Origin of the sequence: Amycolatopsis sp. CA-126428 (assembly GCF_002904335.1) — a bacterium.
GTDB lineage: Bacteria > Actinomycetota > Actinomycetes > Mycobacteriales > Pseudonocardiaceae > Amycolatopsis.
Map to the genome: position 1 here is coordinate 463,903 of NZ_PPHF01000030.1, position 15,303 is coordinate 479,205.

Below are 15,303 nucleotides of genomic sequence, written 5' to 3' on the forward strand. Positions count from 1 at the left end.
TCGGGTGGTTCCGTCGTCAGGCTCACACATCCAGGTTACGACAGCGTAGGTTCTCCCGCGGTGCTCAAGTCACACGCCTCACACCGGGTGCGTAGGCTGACTCGACGTGAGTGTTCGCTCCTTCTTGTCCGACGTCGTGTACAGCGCCTACGGCAGGCGCCTCATCCAGCAGGCCGCCGGGCGGCATCCCCGGCACATCGCCATCATGCTCGACGGCAACCGCCGGTGGGCTCGTGAAGCGGGCTTCGCGGACGTTTCGGACGGCCACCGCGCCGGGGCGAAGAAGATCGCGGACTTCCTGAGCTGGTGCCAGGAGGCCGACGTCGAGGTCGTCACCATGTGGCTGCTGTCCACCGACAACCTCAACCGCGACCCGGACGAGCTCACGCCGCTGCTGAAGATCATCACCGACGTCACCGACGAGCTCGCCGCCCCCGGCACGGCGTGGCGGCTGCGGATCGTCGGCGCGCTCGACCTGCTGCCCGCCGAGGTCGCCAAGCGCCTCAGCGAAGCCGCCGCCCGGAGCGAAGGGCGCAGCGGGATGGAGGTCAACATCGCGGTCGGTTACGGCGGGCGCCAGGAAATCGCGGACGCCGTGCGCAAGCTGCTGCGGCAGCACGCCGACGAGGGAACGTCCATTCACGAGCTGGCGAAGATCCTCGACGTCGACCACATCTCCGAGCACCTCTACACCTCAGGCCAGCCGGACCCGGACCTCATCATCCGCACGTCGGGCGAGCAACGGCTCTCCGGCTTCCTGCTGTGGCAGTCCGCGCACTCGGAGTTCTGGTTCACCGAGGCCTACTGGCCCGCCTTCCGCCGGGTCGACTTCCTCCGTGCCATCCGCGACTACGCCTGGCGGCACCGCCGGTTCGGCTCCTAGACACCGGAAAAACCGCTGGTCAGCAGCCCTGAATGACACTCAGGGTGGATTTCGGGCGACCGACGGTGAGGTGACGATCTGGCGAATCACCGTGTTGGCTCCCTGCGCGACGCCGGATTCGTGGGTACCTTCCGAGGTGAGGGCGCGCGTTCCGTGCGGGTCCTCGCGGGAGGCCCTGGTCGTGGCGGTGATCGAGGGGGCGGCACAGCCGCCCACGAGACGCTCGAGGGGGCCGGCACCCGGCCCTCGTGGCCGCACCACCTGACGCAGGAGGTCAGGAGGAGTGGTCCAGCCAGGGAGGTGCCCGGCCCAGCGAGTGCGGGCGTGAGGTGCACACGCCCTCGAGGGAGATGCCGTCGTGACTGCGCAGCGTTTGCCCCGTAAGGCCTCTGGCCGCTCTTCGACCGGTGCCGTTCCTGGCCCGGAGAAAGTCTCGACCTCGCCCGAATTCCAGCAGCACATGTACGTGCTCGACACGTCGGTCCTCCTTTCGGACCCGTGGGCGGTCACTCGGTTCGCCGAGCACGCTGTCGTGCTTCCGCTGGTCGTCATCAGTGAACTGGAGGCGAAGCGCCACCACCCGGAGCTCGGCTGGTTCGCCCGGGAATCCCTGCGCATGCTCGACGACCTGCGCCGGCAGTACGGCAGGCTCGACGCGCCGCTCCCCATCGGGGACCACGGCGGCACGCTGCAGGTGGAGCTGAACCACTCGGACCCGTCGGTGCTCCCGTCCGGGTTCCGGACCGACTCCAACGACCACCGCATCCTCGCCTGCGCGCTGAACCTGGCGGCGGAGAACGCGGCGGTCACGCTGGTGACCAAGGACATCCCGCTGCGGGTCAAGGCCGGGGCCGTCGGTCTCGAGGCGGACGAGTACCGCGCGCAGGAAGTGACGCCGTCCGGCTGGACCGGCATGGCGGACGTCGACGTCGAGCAGGACGTGCTCGACACGCTGTTCGGCGGCAGCACCGTCGACCCGGTCGAATACGGCATGGACGAGCTCGCCGAGCTGCCCTGCCACACCGGGCTGCGGCTGCTCGCGGGCAGCTCCAGCGCGCTCGGGCGGATCACGGCGGACAAGCGCATCCGGCTGGTCCGGGGCGACCGCGAGGCGTTCGGCCTGCACGGCCGCAGCGCCGAGCAGCGCGTCGCGCTCGACCTGCTGCTCGACTCCGACGTCGGCATCGTTTCGCTGGGCGGCCGGGCCGGCACCGGCAAGTCGGCGCTCGCCCTGTGCGCCGGCCTCGAGGCGGTGATGGAACGCCGTCAGCACCGCAAGGTCGTGGTGTTCCGGCCGGTCTACGCGGTCGGCGGCCAGGACCTCGGCTACCTGCCCGGGTCCGAGAGCGAGAAGATGCAGCCGTGGGCGCAGGCGGTGTTCGACACCCTCGGCGCGCTGGTCAGCCAGGACGTCCTCGACGAGGTCTTCGACCGCGGCATGCTCGAGGTGCTCCCGCTGACCCACATCCGCGGCCGGTCGCTGCACGACACGTTCGTGATCGTGGACGAGGCGCAGTCGCTGGAGCGCAACGTCCTGCTCACGGTGCTTTCGCGGCTCGGCACGGCGTCCCGGGTGGTGCTCACGCACGACGTCGCCCAGCGGGACAACCTGCGCGTCGGACGGCACGACGGCGTCTCGGCGGTGATCGAGAAGCTCAAGGGCCACCCGCTGTTCGCGCACGTCACGCTGACGCGCTCGGAGCGGTCGCCGATCGCCGCCCTGGTCACCGAGATGCTGGAGGACCACGGCTGACGCTCTGCCCGGTCGTGAGTGTTTAGGCGGGTTCTAACCCGCCTAAACACTCACGACCTGGACCACCGTGCCCGGCAAGCGTTTTCGCGGTTGTCAGGCTTCCGGTGAAAAACCCGCTCGGCCGCTATGCGGTCGCTCCGGAGCTGGGCATAGTTGGCCGGATGGGGCCCGAAAACCTTTCTCGTCGTGAGCTTCTCGTCCGAAGTGGCGCAGCCGCTGCCGCCCTGACCGTGGCCGGGGCGGGGGTGGCCGAGGCCGAACCGGACGTGCTGCCGGACGCCGGGCGCGACGGCGTCGTGCTGCGGGAAGGCACGAACATGTCCGCCGCGCTGTCACCGGACGGCCGGTGGATCGCGGTCGACCTGGTCACCGGGATCTGGGTGCTGCCCGCCGGCGGCGGTCGCGCCCGCCGGCTCACCGACGACCTCCAGGACGCCACGCTCCCCAGCTGGTCGCCGGACGGCCGCCGGATCGCGTTCCAGTCCTACCGCGACGGCAACTTCCACCTGTACGTCATCGACGTCGCCGGCGGTGCGCCCCGCAAGCTCACCAGCGGGCGGTTCGACCACCGGGAGCCCGTGTTCTCGCCGGACGGCACCAAGCTCGCCTTCAGCAGCGACCGCGACGGCAGTTACGGCATCCACCTGCTGGACGTCGCTTCCGGCGCGATCAGCACGGTGGTGTCCACCCCGGACGAAGAGGCGTCGCCGCGGTGGTCGGCCGACGGCACGAAGATCGTCTTCACGGTGAACGACGCCGCCATCGACGTCGTCACCGTGGCCACCGGCGCCCGCACGCGCCTGGTCACCGCGACCGGCACCGACAAGTTCTACGGTCCCGCGTTCGGTCCCGGCGGGCAGCCCGGCTACCTGCGGCTGCGGGGCGCCGAAGCGGACCTCATGCTCGGCGAGGAGCAGCTGACCAAGGGCGAGGACGTCTTCGGCTTCGCCGCGAACTGGTCCGGGTCCGCCGTGCTCTACACCGCCGACGGGCACCTCCGGCGGCGCGAACGGTCCGGCGCCGTCAAGGACATCCCGTTCGAAGCAAGCGTGTCCACGGCACCGCGTGCCTACCGGAGGCGGGTCCGTGACTTGGACTCGGCCGCGCCGAAGCCCGTCCGGGGCATCGCCGGACCGGTGGTCTCCCGGGACGGCAAGCGGATCGCGTTCCGGGCCCTCAACGCGATCTACGTCGTCGCGGCCGGCGGTGGCCGGCCGCAGCGGCTGATCGGCGACGGCTACTTCAGCTCCGACCCGGACTTCCACCCGGACGGGACGAAGCTGCTCTACACGAGCGACCGGCTCGGCACCGCCGACCTGTGGCTGCGCGACCTCGGCACCGGCAAGGACACCGTGCTCACCCAGCTGGCGGGCGCCCAGGTCGCGCCGCGGTGGTCGCCGGACGGCGGCCGGGTGGCCTACGCCGACCAGGACGGCGCCACGTGGATCCTCGACGTCGCCTCGAACAAGGCCCAGCAGGTCACGCCGCCGCTGTTCATGCCGGGCCGTCCCACCTGGTCGCCCGACGGGTCGGTCCTCGCACTGGCCGCGGTCAAGCCGTACTCGAAGCGCTACCGCGAAGGCACGAGCCAGATCCTCACGGTCGACCTCAAGACCCAGGAACTCCGCTACGCCGAGCCGATGCCGTTCCGGTCGCTCGCCACCCGCGGCGACGACGGTCCACTGTGGTCGCCCGACGGCCGGTACCTCGCGTTCACGGTCGAGAGCGTCGCCTGGATCGCCCCCGTCGACGGCTCCGGACGGCTGATCGGTACGCCGAGGCAGGTCACCCACGAAGTCACCGATTCCCTGGCTTGGCAGGGGAACGACACGCTCGTGTACCTGTCGAAGGGGCAGCTCAAGGCCCAGAAGATCACCGGCGGCGAGCCGCGCACGATCCGGCTCGACTTCACCTGGGCCCGCCCGCGCCCGCCGCACCCGACCGTCATCCACGTCGGCGCGGCGTGGGACGGCGTCGCCCGGACGCTGCGGCGCGACGTCGACATCGTCGTCGCCGGCGGCCGGATCGCCGACGTCCGGCCGCACCGGGCCGCACCGGGGACCGTCGACGCGCACGACCTGACCGCCATGCCCGGCCTCGTCGACATCCACAACCACTGGCACCTGCGCGGCCGGCAGTGGGGTGACCGGCAGGGCAGGCTGTGGCTGTCCTACGGCATCACCACCACCCGCTCGCCCGGCGACCCGGTGTACCAGATGCTGGAGACGCGCGAGGCCCTGGAATCCGGAAACCGCGTCGGCCCAAGGTACTTCGGCACCGGGGAAGCCATCGACGGCTCCCGGATCTACTACAACTTCATGCGGCCGACCCTGTCGCCCGAGCAGCTGAACCTGGAGCTGTCCCGCGCGGTCGAGCTCGAGTACGACATGATCAAGACGTACGTCCGGCTTCCGGTGGCCTACCAGCAAGCGGTGATCCGGGCCGCGCACCGGGCGGGCATCCCGCTGTCGTCGCACTACCTGTACCCGGCGGCGAACATCGGCATGGACGCGATGGAGCACACCGGTGCCACCAACCGGCTCGGGTACTCGCACACCGTCAGCCGGATCGGCCGGTCCTACCAGGACGCGATCGCCCTGTTCACGCGCTCGGGGATGTCGATCACGCCGACGTTGTTCACCTCCAGGGCGCTGTACGCGGACGACAAGTCGCTCGTGACCGACGAGCGCACCGAGGTCCTGTTCCCGCCGTGGGAGTACCAGCTGCTCAAGACCACGGCGGACACCGCGGGCAACCCGGAGAACGCCTACCTCCGCCAGGTCCTCGCCGGGAACGTCGACATGGTGCTGCGGATCCACCGCGCGGGCGGGTTCGTGGTCACGGGTACGGACTCCCCGCTGGACAACGTGGCCGTCTCCACCCACCAGAACCTGCGGGCCATGGTCGCGTTCGGGTTCACGCCGTACGAGGCGCTCACCACCGCCACCCGCAACCCGGCGCGGTGGCTGGGGCTCGAGGACCGGATCGGGGTGCTCAAGCCCGGTGCGTACGCCGATCTGTCGCTCGTCAGCGGCAACCCGTTGCAGGACATCAAGGCGGCCGCGAACGTCCGCAGCGTGCTGGTCGGCGGGGTGCCGCACACGGTCGGCGAGTTGCTCGCGCCCTATCGGAACCAGCCGGAGCAGCGGGCGGCCACCGAGGTGGCGCCCGCGGCCCGGTCGGCGGAGAAGCAGCACTGGTGGCACGTTCCGGAGTGGTCGGAACACGTCTGCTGCGCGGGCTGAACAAGTCTGCCGCGGCTTGTCGTGAGTGGTAATGCGGGTTAGAACCCTCATTACCACTCACGACCGTGGTCACCAGCCGGCGGGGAGGGGACGGCCTTCGGCGAACCCGGCCGCCGACTGGACGCCCAGCAGCGCGCGCTCGTGGAACTCTTCGAGCGTCCGCGCACCCGCGTAGGTGCACGAGGACCGGACGCCGGAGCCGATCGAGTCCAGCAGGTCCTCGACGCCCGGGCGCTGCGGGTCGAGGGACATCCGCGACGACGAGATGCCCTCTTCGAACAGCGCCTTGCGCGCGCGGTCGAACGAGTTGTCCGTCCGCGTCCGCGCGCCGACCGCGCGCTTCGACGCCATGCCGAACGACTCCTTGTACGGCCGCCCCTGCTCGTCGAACCGCAGGTCGCCGGGCGATTCGTAGGTGCCGGCGAACCACGAGCCGACCATCGCCGCGGACGCGCCGGCGGCCAGGGCCAGCGCGACGTCCCGCGGGTGGCGGACCCCGCCGTCGGCCCAGACGTGCTTGCCCAGCTCGCGGGCGGCGGCCGCGCAGTCGGCGACCGCGGAGAACTGCGGGCGGCCGACGCCGGTCATCATCCGGGTGGTGCACATCGCGCCCGGCCCGACGCCGACCTTGACGACGTCGGCGCCGGCCTGGATCAGGTCGCGCGTGCCCTCGGCCGTGACGACGTTCCCGGCGACCACCGGGACCTGCGGCGACACCGACCGGACGGCCTTCAGCGCGGCGATCATCTTCTCCTGGTGCCCGTGCGCGGTGTCGACGACCAGCACGTCGACACCCGAGCCGAGCACGGCTTCGGCCTTCGCCGCGACATCGCCGTTGACGCCGACCGCGGCGGCGACGCGCAGCCTGCCCGCGTCGTCGACGGCCGGGGTGTAGATGTCCGCGCGCAGCGACCCGACGGCGGTCAGCACGCCCGCGAGCCGCCCGTCGGCGTCCAGGCCCAGCGCCAGGTTCGCGCCGTGGCTGTGCAGGAGCTCGAAGACCTCACGCGCCGGGGTGGTCAGCGGGACCGCGACGGCGGGGGGCTGCGCGACGTCGGCGAGCCGCGCGAAGCGGTCGACACCCGCGCAGGCCGCTTCGTCGACGATGCCGACCGGGCGGCCTTCGCCGTCCACGACGACGACAGCGCCGTGGGCCCGCTTGTGGACCAGGTTGAGGGCGTCGGCGACGGCGTCGCCGCCGGTGAGCACCAGCGGCGTGTCCCACACGGTGTGGCGGCTCTTCACCCAGCCGACGATCTCCGAGACAGCCTCGGGATCGACGTCCTGGGGCAGGACGACCAGGCCACCGCGGCGAGCGACGGTCTCGGCCATCCGGCGGCCGGCGACCGCGGTCATGTTGGCGACCACGATCGGGATCGTCGCGCCGGTGCCGTCCGCGGTGGAGAGGTCGACGTCGAAGCGGGACTCCACGTCCGAACGGTTCGGCAGCAGGAACACGTCGTCGTAGGTCAGGTCGTGGGCAGGCCGATGGCCGTCGAGGAAACGCACGAGTCCCCAGACTACCTGCCGGGCCCGTGGCAGGATCTCAGGGTATGAGCCGCCGCGACCGGGACGACGAGGGACGGGCACGCAACGCACGGCCGCGTGACGGCCTCGGCCGCCCGCTGCCGTACGGCGCCGACGGCGTCGAGCGCCAGCCCGAAGGCATCGCGCGCAGCCCGGCGCAAACGCTTGCGGAGGCCCAGCGGCTGCTCGACGACGGCAAGCCGTTCCACGCGCACGAGGTCTTCGAGGACGCCTGGAAGACCACTGACGGGCCGGACCGCGAACTCTGGCGCGGTCTCGCCCAGCTGGCCGTCGGGCTGACGCACGCGGCACGCGGCAACAACGTGGGCGCGGTGTCGCTGCTCGAGCGCGGCGCGGCGAACATCGAGCCGTTCCGGGACGAGCCGCCGCACGGCATCGACGTCGCCGGGCTGCAGGAGTGGGCCCTCGCGCTGGCGGAAGAAGCCAAGCAGCGAGTCCGGGTATCGCCGAGCCCGCCGCGGCTCACGTGCTGACGACCGTCGGGGTCGCGGTCATCGCGGCGGTGGCGTCGCCGGCCGGGGTGACGCTGGGGGCGCTGGTCGAGCCGCTGAAGCTCAACGCGGCCCGGCGGGCGAAGCTGCGGCAGGACCGCGCCGACCGCTGCGCCGGGCTGATCGAGGCCGCCACGCGCGCTCGCAAGCACATCGTCGACATCAACGTGATCCACCGCCGCAGGTCGCTCGAGAAACTCGACGAGAAACAGGACGAGAGCAACGCGCAGCGGGAGATCGAATTCGAGGACGGGTACTACACCGCGCGCACCGACATGCGCGCGTTCTACGGGCTACTCGTGATGAGCGGGTTCGCCCTCATCGCCCGGAAGCACATCTCCTAAGGCTGGTCCCAGCCGTCCGAAGCCGCCTTCTCGGCGCCGATCGTCGTGCCCTCGCCGTGTCCGGTGTGGACCTTTGTCGCCTCCGGGAGCGCGAACAGCTTCTCGCGGATGGAGTGCACGATCGTGGGATAGTCCGAATAGGACCGGCCGGTGGCGCCGGGGCCGCCGTGGAACAGCGTGTCGCCGGTGAACACCACGCCCAGTTCCGCCGCGTACAGGCACACCGCGCCGGGCGCGTGCCCCGGCGTGTGGATGACGCGGAGCTCGGTGCCGGCGATGGTGAGCACCTGACCGTCGGCCAGTTCGCCGTCCGGGGCGCGGTCCGGGTGGGTCAGGTTCCAGACGACCCGGTCGTCCGGGTGCAGCAGGATCGGCGCGCCGGTCGCGGCGGCGAGTTCCGGGGCGGCGTTGACGTGGTCGTTGTGCGCGTGGGTGCAGACGATCGCGGCCAGTTTCCGGTCGCCCACGACGTTTTCGATCGCCTTCGCGTCGTGGGCCGCGTCGATCACGATCACTTCCGCGTCGTCGCCCACGAGCCAGACGTTGTTGTCGACGTCCCAGCTGCCCCCGTCGAGCTGGAAGACGCCGGAGGTCACCAGGTTCTGCACGATCGCCGTCATGCGCCCGACCCTAGTGGTCATTCGATCGGCCGACGACATACCGGCGGTATGCTACCGTCGAGTCATCTTACTGTGAGTAAGTTCGAGAGGTGGCGCGATGACCCTCCTGGCGGAGCCGGTGAAGCTGCGGTGCGGCGCGGTGCTGCCCAACCGCCTGGTGAAGTCGGCGCTGAGCGAGCAGCTCGGCGACCGCCGCAACGCGCCCACCCGCGAACTCGCGCAGCTGTACCGGACTTGGGCCCGCGGCGGCGCGGGCGCGTTGATCACCGGGAACGTCATGGTCGACCCCGCCGCGCTCGGCGAGCCGCGCAACGTGGCCGCGACGCCGGATCCGGCGGTCTACCGGCCGTGGGCCGGCGCGGTCGAGGGCACGGACACGCGGCTGTGGGTGCAGCTGAACCACCCCGGCCGGCAGAGCCCGCGGTACCTTTCGCGCCAGCCCGTCGCGCCGTCCGTGGTGCCCTTCGGCAATCGAGGCGTCCGTACCGCCTTCGCCGTCCCTCGGGCCCTGACCGGCGAAGAGATCGAAGCGATCATCGAACGCTTCGGCGTCGCGGCGCGCACGTTCGTCGAAGCGGGCTTCACGGGCGTGCAGATCCATGGCGCCCACGGCTACCTGGTCTCGCAGTTCCTCTCCCCGCTGACGAACCGGCGGACCGACGCCTGGGGCGGCGACGCGGTGCGCCGCCGCCGGTTCCTGCTCGAGGTGGTCCGGCGGGTGCGCGCAGCGGTCGGCGACGCCGTGCCGGTGTCGGTCAAGCTCAACAGCGCGGACTTCCAGCGCGGCGGCTTCACCGAGGACGAGTCCCTGGAGGTCGTGCGCGAACTCGGCGAGGCCGGGCTGGACCTGCTGGAAGTCTCCGGCGGCACGTACGAGAAGGCCGCGATGATGGGCTCCGGGCGCGCGAGCACCCAGGCCCGCGAAGCGTACTTCCTGGACTACGCGGCGAAAGCGCGTGAAGTCTCCGACGTTCCCCTGATGGTCACCGGCGGGTTCGCGTCACCGGACGGAATGGCCAACGCGCTGCGCTCGGGCGAGGTCGACGTGATCGGGCTCGGCCGCCCGCTGGTCGCCGACCCCGGCCTGCCCGCCCGGCTGCTCGCCGGCGAGGACGTCCGCGCCGAGCGGCTGTGCCCCAAGACCGGGATCCGGCTGGCCGACAGCCTTCTGGAGATCCAGTGGCACACCCGGCAGATGCACCGGATCGCCGCGGGCAAGCCGGTCGACCGGCGCGGCGCGCTCCCGACGCTGGTGCAGGCCGGACTCACCGACGGGATCAACGCCTTCCGCCGCGTCCGCGGTTAGGCGGGATCGAGCCGCGTGAACCGGCGGTCGTACAGGAGCGCGGCCGCCGCGAGCGCGGTGAAGAAGAGGCCGATGAAGACGCAGTTCAGCGCGACCTGACCGTAGCCGAGAGCGCCCGCGTCGACGAACGGGTACGGGTAGAAGCCGGTGACCGCGCCACGCGGGAGCGTGAAGGCGAGCCAGGCCAGCGGGTAGAGCAGCGACCACCAGACCGTGCGCCACGTGAGGGCCCCGCGCGGGCCGGCCAGGAGCCAGCCGAGCACGAACAGGGCCGGCGTCACCTTGTGCAGCATCGTGTCGGAGAACAGCGAAAGACCGCGCAGGTCGTACAAGCCGGCCAGGGCGACCTGGTAGACGATGCCGGTCACGATGATGCCGGCGAGCGCGTCGAGCCAGAGGACGGTGAACAGCCGCCCGCGGGACCGGCCCAGCGCGACCAGCGCCGAGGCGAGCACGACCAGCAGGTTCGAGTCGATCGTGAAGAAGCAGAACAGGTTCGCGACCCGCCCGTCCGGGGCGCTCGCGGTCGCGACGACCTGGGTGACGAGGCCGGCCAGGGCGACCACGGCGGTGACCGCGAACCAGGCGCGGGTGAACTTCTCGCTGCGCATCGCCGGAGCTTAGCTCCACTGTGGACATAAGTCGTGGACCGCCGGGTGCGCCCCGGTGCCGTCCGCACCGGGGCGCCGGTCGTCACGCCGCGAGCAGCGAGTCCCGGAGCGCGACGAAGGCCTCGTACTCCGCCTTCTGCTCGACCGGCAGCTGGTAGGCGGCGGCCAGGAGCTTCGTCACGGACGGGAGGATGCTGAGCCGGAACGTCCGGCCCTCGGTCGTCTTGATGACGAACCGGCCCTGCAGGTCGCGCTTCTTGACCGAAGCCCGGTTGGCGTCGTTGATCGTCAGCGGCGTGCCCGCCGTGACGGTGCCGTTCTTCTCCTCGAGCGGAACGAGGACGAGATCGGTCTGCCCCGGCTTGAAGCCCAGGGCGAAGTTGGCGACCGAGGTGGTCCGGAAGACCAGGTAGTTCTTCTGCCTGATCTCCGCGGCGTACACCTTGGTGTAGCTCGCCCCGTCGGCGACGGCTCCGTCGAAGGCGGCGTGGATGGCCGCCTTCATCTGTTCCTTGCTGACCACTGGGTGCTCCTCCATGACCGCTCGGGAAGTGAGCGGGATCTCTGTGAAGGAGCGCACTCTAGGGAGCATCGCCGTCGGACCGTGTCGGGAAAATTCTCGTCAACACAAGCGACTTTCGTCGGTCCTTTTGTCAGCTCCCTTCCGAGCGGTCGCCGTGCAGCAGGCCGCGGACCGTGTCGATCGTGTCCGCGTCGGCCGGGTCCTTGTCCGGGCGGTAGCGGACCACCCGGGCGAACCGCAGCGCCAGACCACCCGGGTAGCGCGTGCTCACCTGCGCGCTGTCCAGCTCGATCTCCACCACGACCTCCGGCCGGACGTACACCGTCCAGTCGTCGCGGTGGGTCTCGATCTCCTGGAACGTCCGGGTCTGCCACGCCAGCAGCTCGTCGGTCATGCCCTTGAACGTCTTGCCCACCATGATCGGCGGGCCGCCGTCCGGGTCGCGCGCGCCCAGGTGCAGGTTGGACAGCGTGCCGGTGCGCCGGCCGTGACCCCACTCCGCCGCGAGCACCACCAGGTCGATCGTGTGCACCGGCTTGACCTTCAGCCACGCCCGCCCGCGCCGCCCGGCCGCGTACGGCGCGGCCAGGTCCTTGACCATCACCCCTTCGTGGCCCGCTTCCATCGCCGCCTCCAGGACCGAAGCGGCCCGCGAAGTGCCCACTTCGCCGGGGATCACGTGCGCCCCGGCGACCTTGCGCAGCGCCGCGTTGCGCTCCGACAGCGGCGCGTCCAGCAGGTCGACGCCGTCGAGGTGCAGGCAGTCGAAGAAGTACGGCCGCAGCAGCAGCGCCTTGACCTGCTCCTCGCGGGTGCTGCCGAACCGGCTCATCGTGTCCTGGAACGGCCGCGGCCGCCCGGCGTCGGTCAGCGCCAGCGTCTCGCCGTCGAGCACCACCGACTCGCACGGCAGCGCCCGCACGAGGTCCACCAGCTCCTGCACGCTCCCGGTGATCTCGCGCAGCGTCCGCGTCCAGACGTGCACCTCGTCGCCCTGGCGGTGCACCTGGATCCGCGCACCGTCCATTTTGTACTCGACGATCGCCTCGGCGTGCTCGGCGACGGCCTCGTCCAGCGACTCCGCCGGGGACGCCAGCATCGGCTTGATCGGCGTGCCGAGGGTGAGCCGGAACTCCGCCAGCGCACCCGGCCCGCCGGTCATCGCCGCGACCCCGGTGACGCCGAGCTTCCCGGACAGCATGAAGGCGCGCCGCACGTCCTCGGCCGGCACCTCGGCCGCGGCGGCGATGGCATCGACCATCACCCCCTCCAGCGCGCCCTGCCGCAGTTCCCCGGTGACCAGCCGGAACAGGAACTGCTGCTCGTCCTTCGTCAGCCGTTCGAACAACGCCCGCAGCACTTCCTGCCGGCGCGTCGACGAACCCGTGCCCGCCGCGACCCCGGCCGCCGCGGTCAGCGCCGCGTCCACCTCCAGCACCGAGGCCACCGGTTCGGCGGCGGAGCCCGCGCCCAGCCCGGCCAGGGTGCGCCAGCCCGCACCCAGCCTGTCCTGCGCCGTCTGCCCGGTGAGGTACGCGATCACCGTGGGCAGCTCGGCGATCTCCGCCGCGCGCAGCACTTCGGCCAGGAGGGCGATCTTCGCCTTCCTGGACCTGGTCGCCGCCAGTTCGGCGGACGCGCGGACCAACTCGCTCAGCAGCACCCGGACATCATGACCCGGACCACCGACAGTTTCTAGTCGGCACTGTCAGTTCGGGCGAGCGTTTGTCCTGGTCAACGGGGCCTCGGCGATCCAGCTGGCCAGCAAGCCGAGCGCGCGCTCGCTCGCCGACCCGGGTTCGGCGTGGTAGATCACCAGGCCCTGGTCCGGGTCGTCGGGCAGCCGCAGCGTCTCGTACCGCAGCCGCAACTCCCCGACGACGGGGTTCATGATCAGCTTCCAGCCGCGGGCCTTCTCCTGGACCGCGTGCTCGGCCCACAGCTCCCGGAACCGCTCGCTCGCCAGCGAAAGCTCGCCGGCCAGCCGGTGGAAGTGCGGGTCATCGGGGTGCTTGCCGCTCTCGGCGCGCAGGTTGGCGACGACGTCCCGGCACACCTCGTCCCACTCCGGGTGCAGCTGCTTCGCGCGTTCGTCGGTGAAGACGAGCTTCGGCATGCTGAGCTCTTCGAGCCGGCCGAAGTCGAACGAGACAGCGCCGCCCAGGGCGTTCCAGGCCAGCACGTCCAGGTAGCGGCCGAAGACGAACGCGGGCGCCTGGACGGCGTCGAGCAGGTGCTGCAGCTCGGGCCGGACCCGCTGCGGCGCGCTCTTCTCCCGGCGCTTCGGCGCGGCGAGGTTGCGCAGGTAGGACTCCTCGCCGGCGTCGAGGCGCAGCGCGCGGGCCAGCGCGCCGAGGATCGCGTCCGAGACGTTCTTCCCGCGCCCCTGCTCCAGCCGCGTGTAGTAGTCGACGCTGATGCCGGCCAGCTGCGCCAGCTCCTCGCGGCGCAGGCCCTTGACCCGCCGCTGGGTGACCCCGGACGGGAGGCCGAGGTCGGCGGGGTCCAAGGCGGCGCGGCGCGCCTTCAGGAAGGCGCCCAGCTCGGCGGCGTCACTCATCAGTGGCCGCCGCGGGCCATGCGCAGCACGTCGAGCGCCTCGTCGAGCTGCTCCTCGGTGAGCTTGCCGTCCCGCACGTACCCGCGCTCGATGACGACGTCGCGGATCGTCTTCAGCTCCTTCAACGCCTGCTTCGCGACCGCGGCCGCTGCCTCGTAGCCAATGTACTTGTTCAACGGCGTCACGATCGACGGCGAACCTTCGGCGTAGGTCCGCGTGCGTTCCGCGTTCACCGTGATACCGGCGAACACCTTGTCCGCCAGCAGCCGCGAAACGGCCGCGAGCAGCCGCGCCGATTCGAGGACGTTCCGGGCGATCACGGGCAGGTTGACGTTCAGCTGGAAATTGCCCGCCGCACCCGCGAAAGCGACGGCCGCGTCGTTGCCGATCACCTGCGCGACCACCTGCAGCGTCGCCTCCGGGATCACCGGGTTCACCTTGCCCGGCATGATCGACGAGCCCGGCTGCAGGTCCGGCAGCGCCAGCTCGGCCAGCCCGGTGCGCGGACCGGACCCCAGCCAGCGCAGGTCGTTGGCGATCTTGTTGAGCGACACGGCGACCGTGCGCAGGTGCCCGGACGTCTCGACGACGCTGTCCTGCGTCGCCTGCGCCTCGAAGTGGTCGCGGGCCTCGGTCAGCGGCAGCCCGGTCACCGTGGCGAGTTCCGCGGCGACCGACGAGCCGAAGCCGTCCGGCGCGTTCAGCCCCGACCCGACGGCCGTGCCGCCGATCGGCAGCTCGCCCAGCCGCGGCAGGCCCGACTTCAGCCGTTCGACGCCGAAGCGGACCTGGGACGCCCACGCGCCCGCCTCCTGGCCGAGCGTGATCGGTACCGCGTCCATCAGATGCGTCCGGCCGGACTTCACCACGTCGGCCCACTCCGCGGCGCGCACCTCGATGGCCCCGGCGAGGTACTCCAGGGCCGGGATGACGTCCTTGAGCACGGCTTCGGTCGCGGCCACGTGGATGGTCGTCGGGAACGTGTCGTTCGACGACTGCGACGCGTTGACGTGGTCGTTCGGGTGGACGTCCCGGCCGAGGGCGCGGGAGGCGAGCGTCGCGATGACCTCGTTGGCGTTCATGTTCGACGACGTCCCCGACCCGGTCTGGAAGACGTCGATCGGGAAGTGCGCGTCGTGGGCGCCGTCGGCGACCTCGTCGGCGGCGGCCGCGATGGCCTCCGCGATGTCGGCGTCGAGCACGCCCAGCTTGAGGTTCACGCGCGCGGCGGCGGCCTTGAGCAGGCCGAGCGCGCGGATCTGGGCGCGCTCCAGGCCCCGGCCGGAGATGGGGAAGTTCTCCACGGCCCGCTGGGTCTGCGCGCGGTAGAGCGCGTCGGCCGGCACGCGGACCTCGCCCATGGTGTCGTGTTCGATCCGGTATTCCTGATCAGCCATGACACCGATTCTGGACCTGTTC

At 71.4% G+C, this 15,303-nt stretch carries 13 protein-coding genes; 6 read left to right on the forward strand and 7 right to left on the reverse strand.

Going from position 1 to position 15,303, the window contains the following annotated elements:
- The first annotated feature begins 106 nt into the window (after window positions 1–106).
- The 3 genes from C2L58_RS08885 to C2L58_RS08895 all read left to right on the forward strand — a co-directional run bounded on the left by C2L58_RS08885 (window position 107) and on the right by C2L58_RS08895 (window position 5,881).
- The gene (locus tag C2L58_RS08885) at window positions 107–883 is read left to right on the forward strand and encodes an isoprenyl transferase (protein WP_199191165.1); all 777 of its coding nucleotides are present in this window, start codon (window positions 107–109) and stop codon (window positions 881–883) included.
- A gap of 460 nt (window positions 884–1,343) precedes the next feature.
- The gene (locus C2L58_RS08890) at window positions 1,344–2,636 is read left to right on the forward strand and encodes a PhoH family protein (RefSeq protein WP_013229808.1); all 1,293 of its coding nucleotides are present in this window, start codon (window positions 1,344–1,346) and stop codon (window positions 2,634–2,636) included.
- A 161-nt stretch (window positions 2,637–2,797) separates the two neighbouring features.
- Window positions 2,798–5,881, forward strand: a complete 3,084-nt coding sequence (locus tag C2L58_RS08895) for an amidohydrolase family protein (protein ID WP_103337043.1) — start codon at window positions 2,798–2,800, stop codon at window positions 5,879–5,881.
- Window positions 5,882–5,950: 69 nt separating this feature from the next.
- Here the strand turns inward: C2L58_RS08895 and C2L58_RS08900 are convergent, their stop codons facing one another.
- Window positions 5,951–7,390, reverse strand: a complete 1,440-nt coding sequence (locus C2L58_RS08900; protein WP_103337044.1) for a GuaB1 family IMP dehydrogenase-related protein — start codon at window positions 7,388–7,390, stop codon at window positions 5,951–5,953.
- Between the two features lie 44 nt (window positions 7,391–7,434).
- On the opposite strand from C2L58_RS08900, the gene C2L58_RS08905 reads away from it, so the two are divergent.
- Both C2L58_RS08905 and C2L58_RS49770 read left to right on the forward strand, forming a co-directional pair.
- The gene (locus tag C2L58_RS08905; RefSeq protein ID WP_103337045.1) at window positions 7,435–7,902 is read left to right on the forward strand and encodes a DUF309 domain-containing protein; all 468 of its coding nucleotides are present in this window, start codon (window positions 7,435–7,437) and stop codon (window positions 7,900–7,902) included.
- The gene (locus C2L58_RS49770; protein ID WP_199191166.1) at window positions 7,896–8,264 is read left to right on the forward strand and encodes a hypothetical protein; all 369 of its coding nucleotides are present in this window, start codon (window positions 7,896–7,898) and stop codon (window positions 8,262–8,264) included. Before C2L58_RS08905 ends, C2L58_RS49770 begins: the two co-directional genes overlap by 7 nt.
- Here the strand turns inward: C2L58_RS49770 and C2L58_RS08915 are convergent.
- Window positions 8,261–8,884, reverse strand: a complete 624-nt coding sequence (locus C2L58_RS08915; RefSeq protein ID WP_103337046.1) for an MBL fold metallo-hydrolase — start codon at window positions 8,882–8,884, stop codon at window positions 8,261–8,263. The two genes, C2L58_RS49770 and C2L58_RS08915, sit on opposite strands and share 4 nt — an antisense overlap.
- 97 nt (window positions 8,885–8,981) lie before the next feature.
- Between C2L58_RS08915 and C2L58_RS08920 the strand changes: the two genes are divergently transcribed.
- Window positions 8,982–10,190: an NADH:flavin oxidoreductase/NADH oxidase family protein gene (locus C2L58_RS08920; protein ID WP_103337047.1), complete on the forward strand. Its 1,209-nt coding sequence runs from the start codon at window positions 8,982–8,984 to the stop codon at window positions 10,188–10,190.
- On the opposite strand, the gene C2L58_RS08925 is transcribed toward C2L58_RS08920, so the two are convergent.
- From C2L58_RS08925 to C2L58_RS08945, 5 genes are all read right to left on the reverse strand, one after another.
- Window positions 10,187–10,801 (reverse strand): Pr6Pr family membrane protein, encoded by a 615-nt coding sequence (locus tag C2L58_RS08925; RefSeq protein WP_103337048.1) that lies wholly within the window; start codon window positions 10,799–10,801, stop codon window positions 10,187–10,189. The genes C2L58_RS08920 and C2L58_RS08925 overlap by 4 nt on opposite strands.
- 82 nt (window positions 10,802–10,883) lie before the next feature.
- Window positions 10,884–11,324: a hypothetical protein gene (locus tag C2L58_RS08930; protein WP_103337049.1), complete on the reverse strand. Its 441-nt coding sequence runs from the start codon at window positions 11,322–11,324 to the stop codon at window positions 10,884–10,886.
- A 130-nt stretch (window positions 11,325–11,454) separates the two neighbouring features.
- Complete coding sequence (locus C2L58_RS08935) at window positions 11,455–12,987, reverse strand: ATP-dependent DNA ligase (protein ID WP_103337050.1); 1,533 nt, start codon at window positions 12,985–12,987, stop codon at window positions 11,455–11,457.
- A gap of 45 nt (window positions 12,988–13,032) precedes the next feature.
- A complete protein-coding gene (locus C2L58_RS08940; RefSeq protein ID WP_199191167.1) occupies window positions 13,033–13,884 on the reverse strand; it encodes a helix-turn-helix domain-containing protein in 852 nt (283 codons plus the stop codon).
- Window positions 13,884–15,281 carry a class II fumarate hydratase gene (locus C2L58_RS08945; RefSeq protein WP_103337051.1) on the reverse strand — a complete coding sequence of 466 codons (1,398 nt, stop codon included), beginning with the start codon at window positions 15,279–15,281 and terminating at the stop codon, window positions 13,884–13,886. The genes C2L58_RS08940 and C2L58_RS08945 overlap by 1 nt, the downstream gene beginning before the upstream one ends.
- Window positions 15,282–15,303 lie beyond the last annotated feature (22 nt).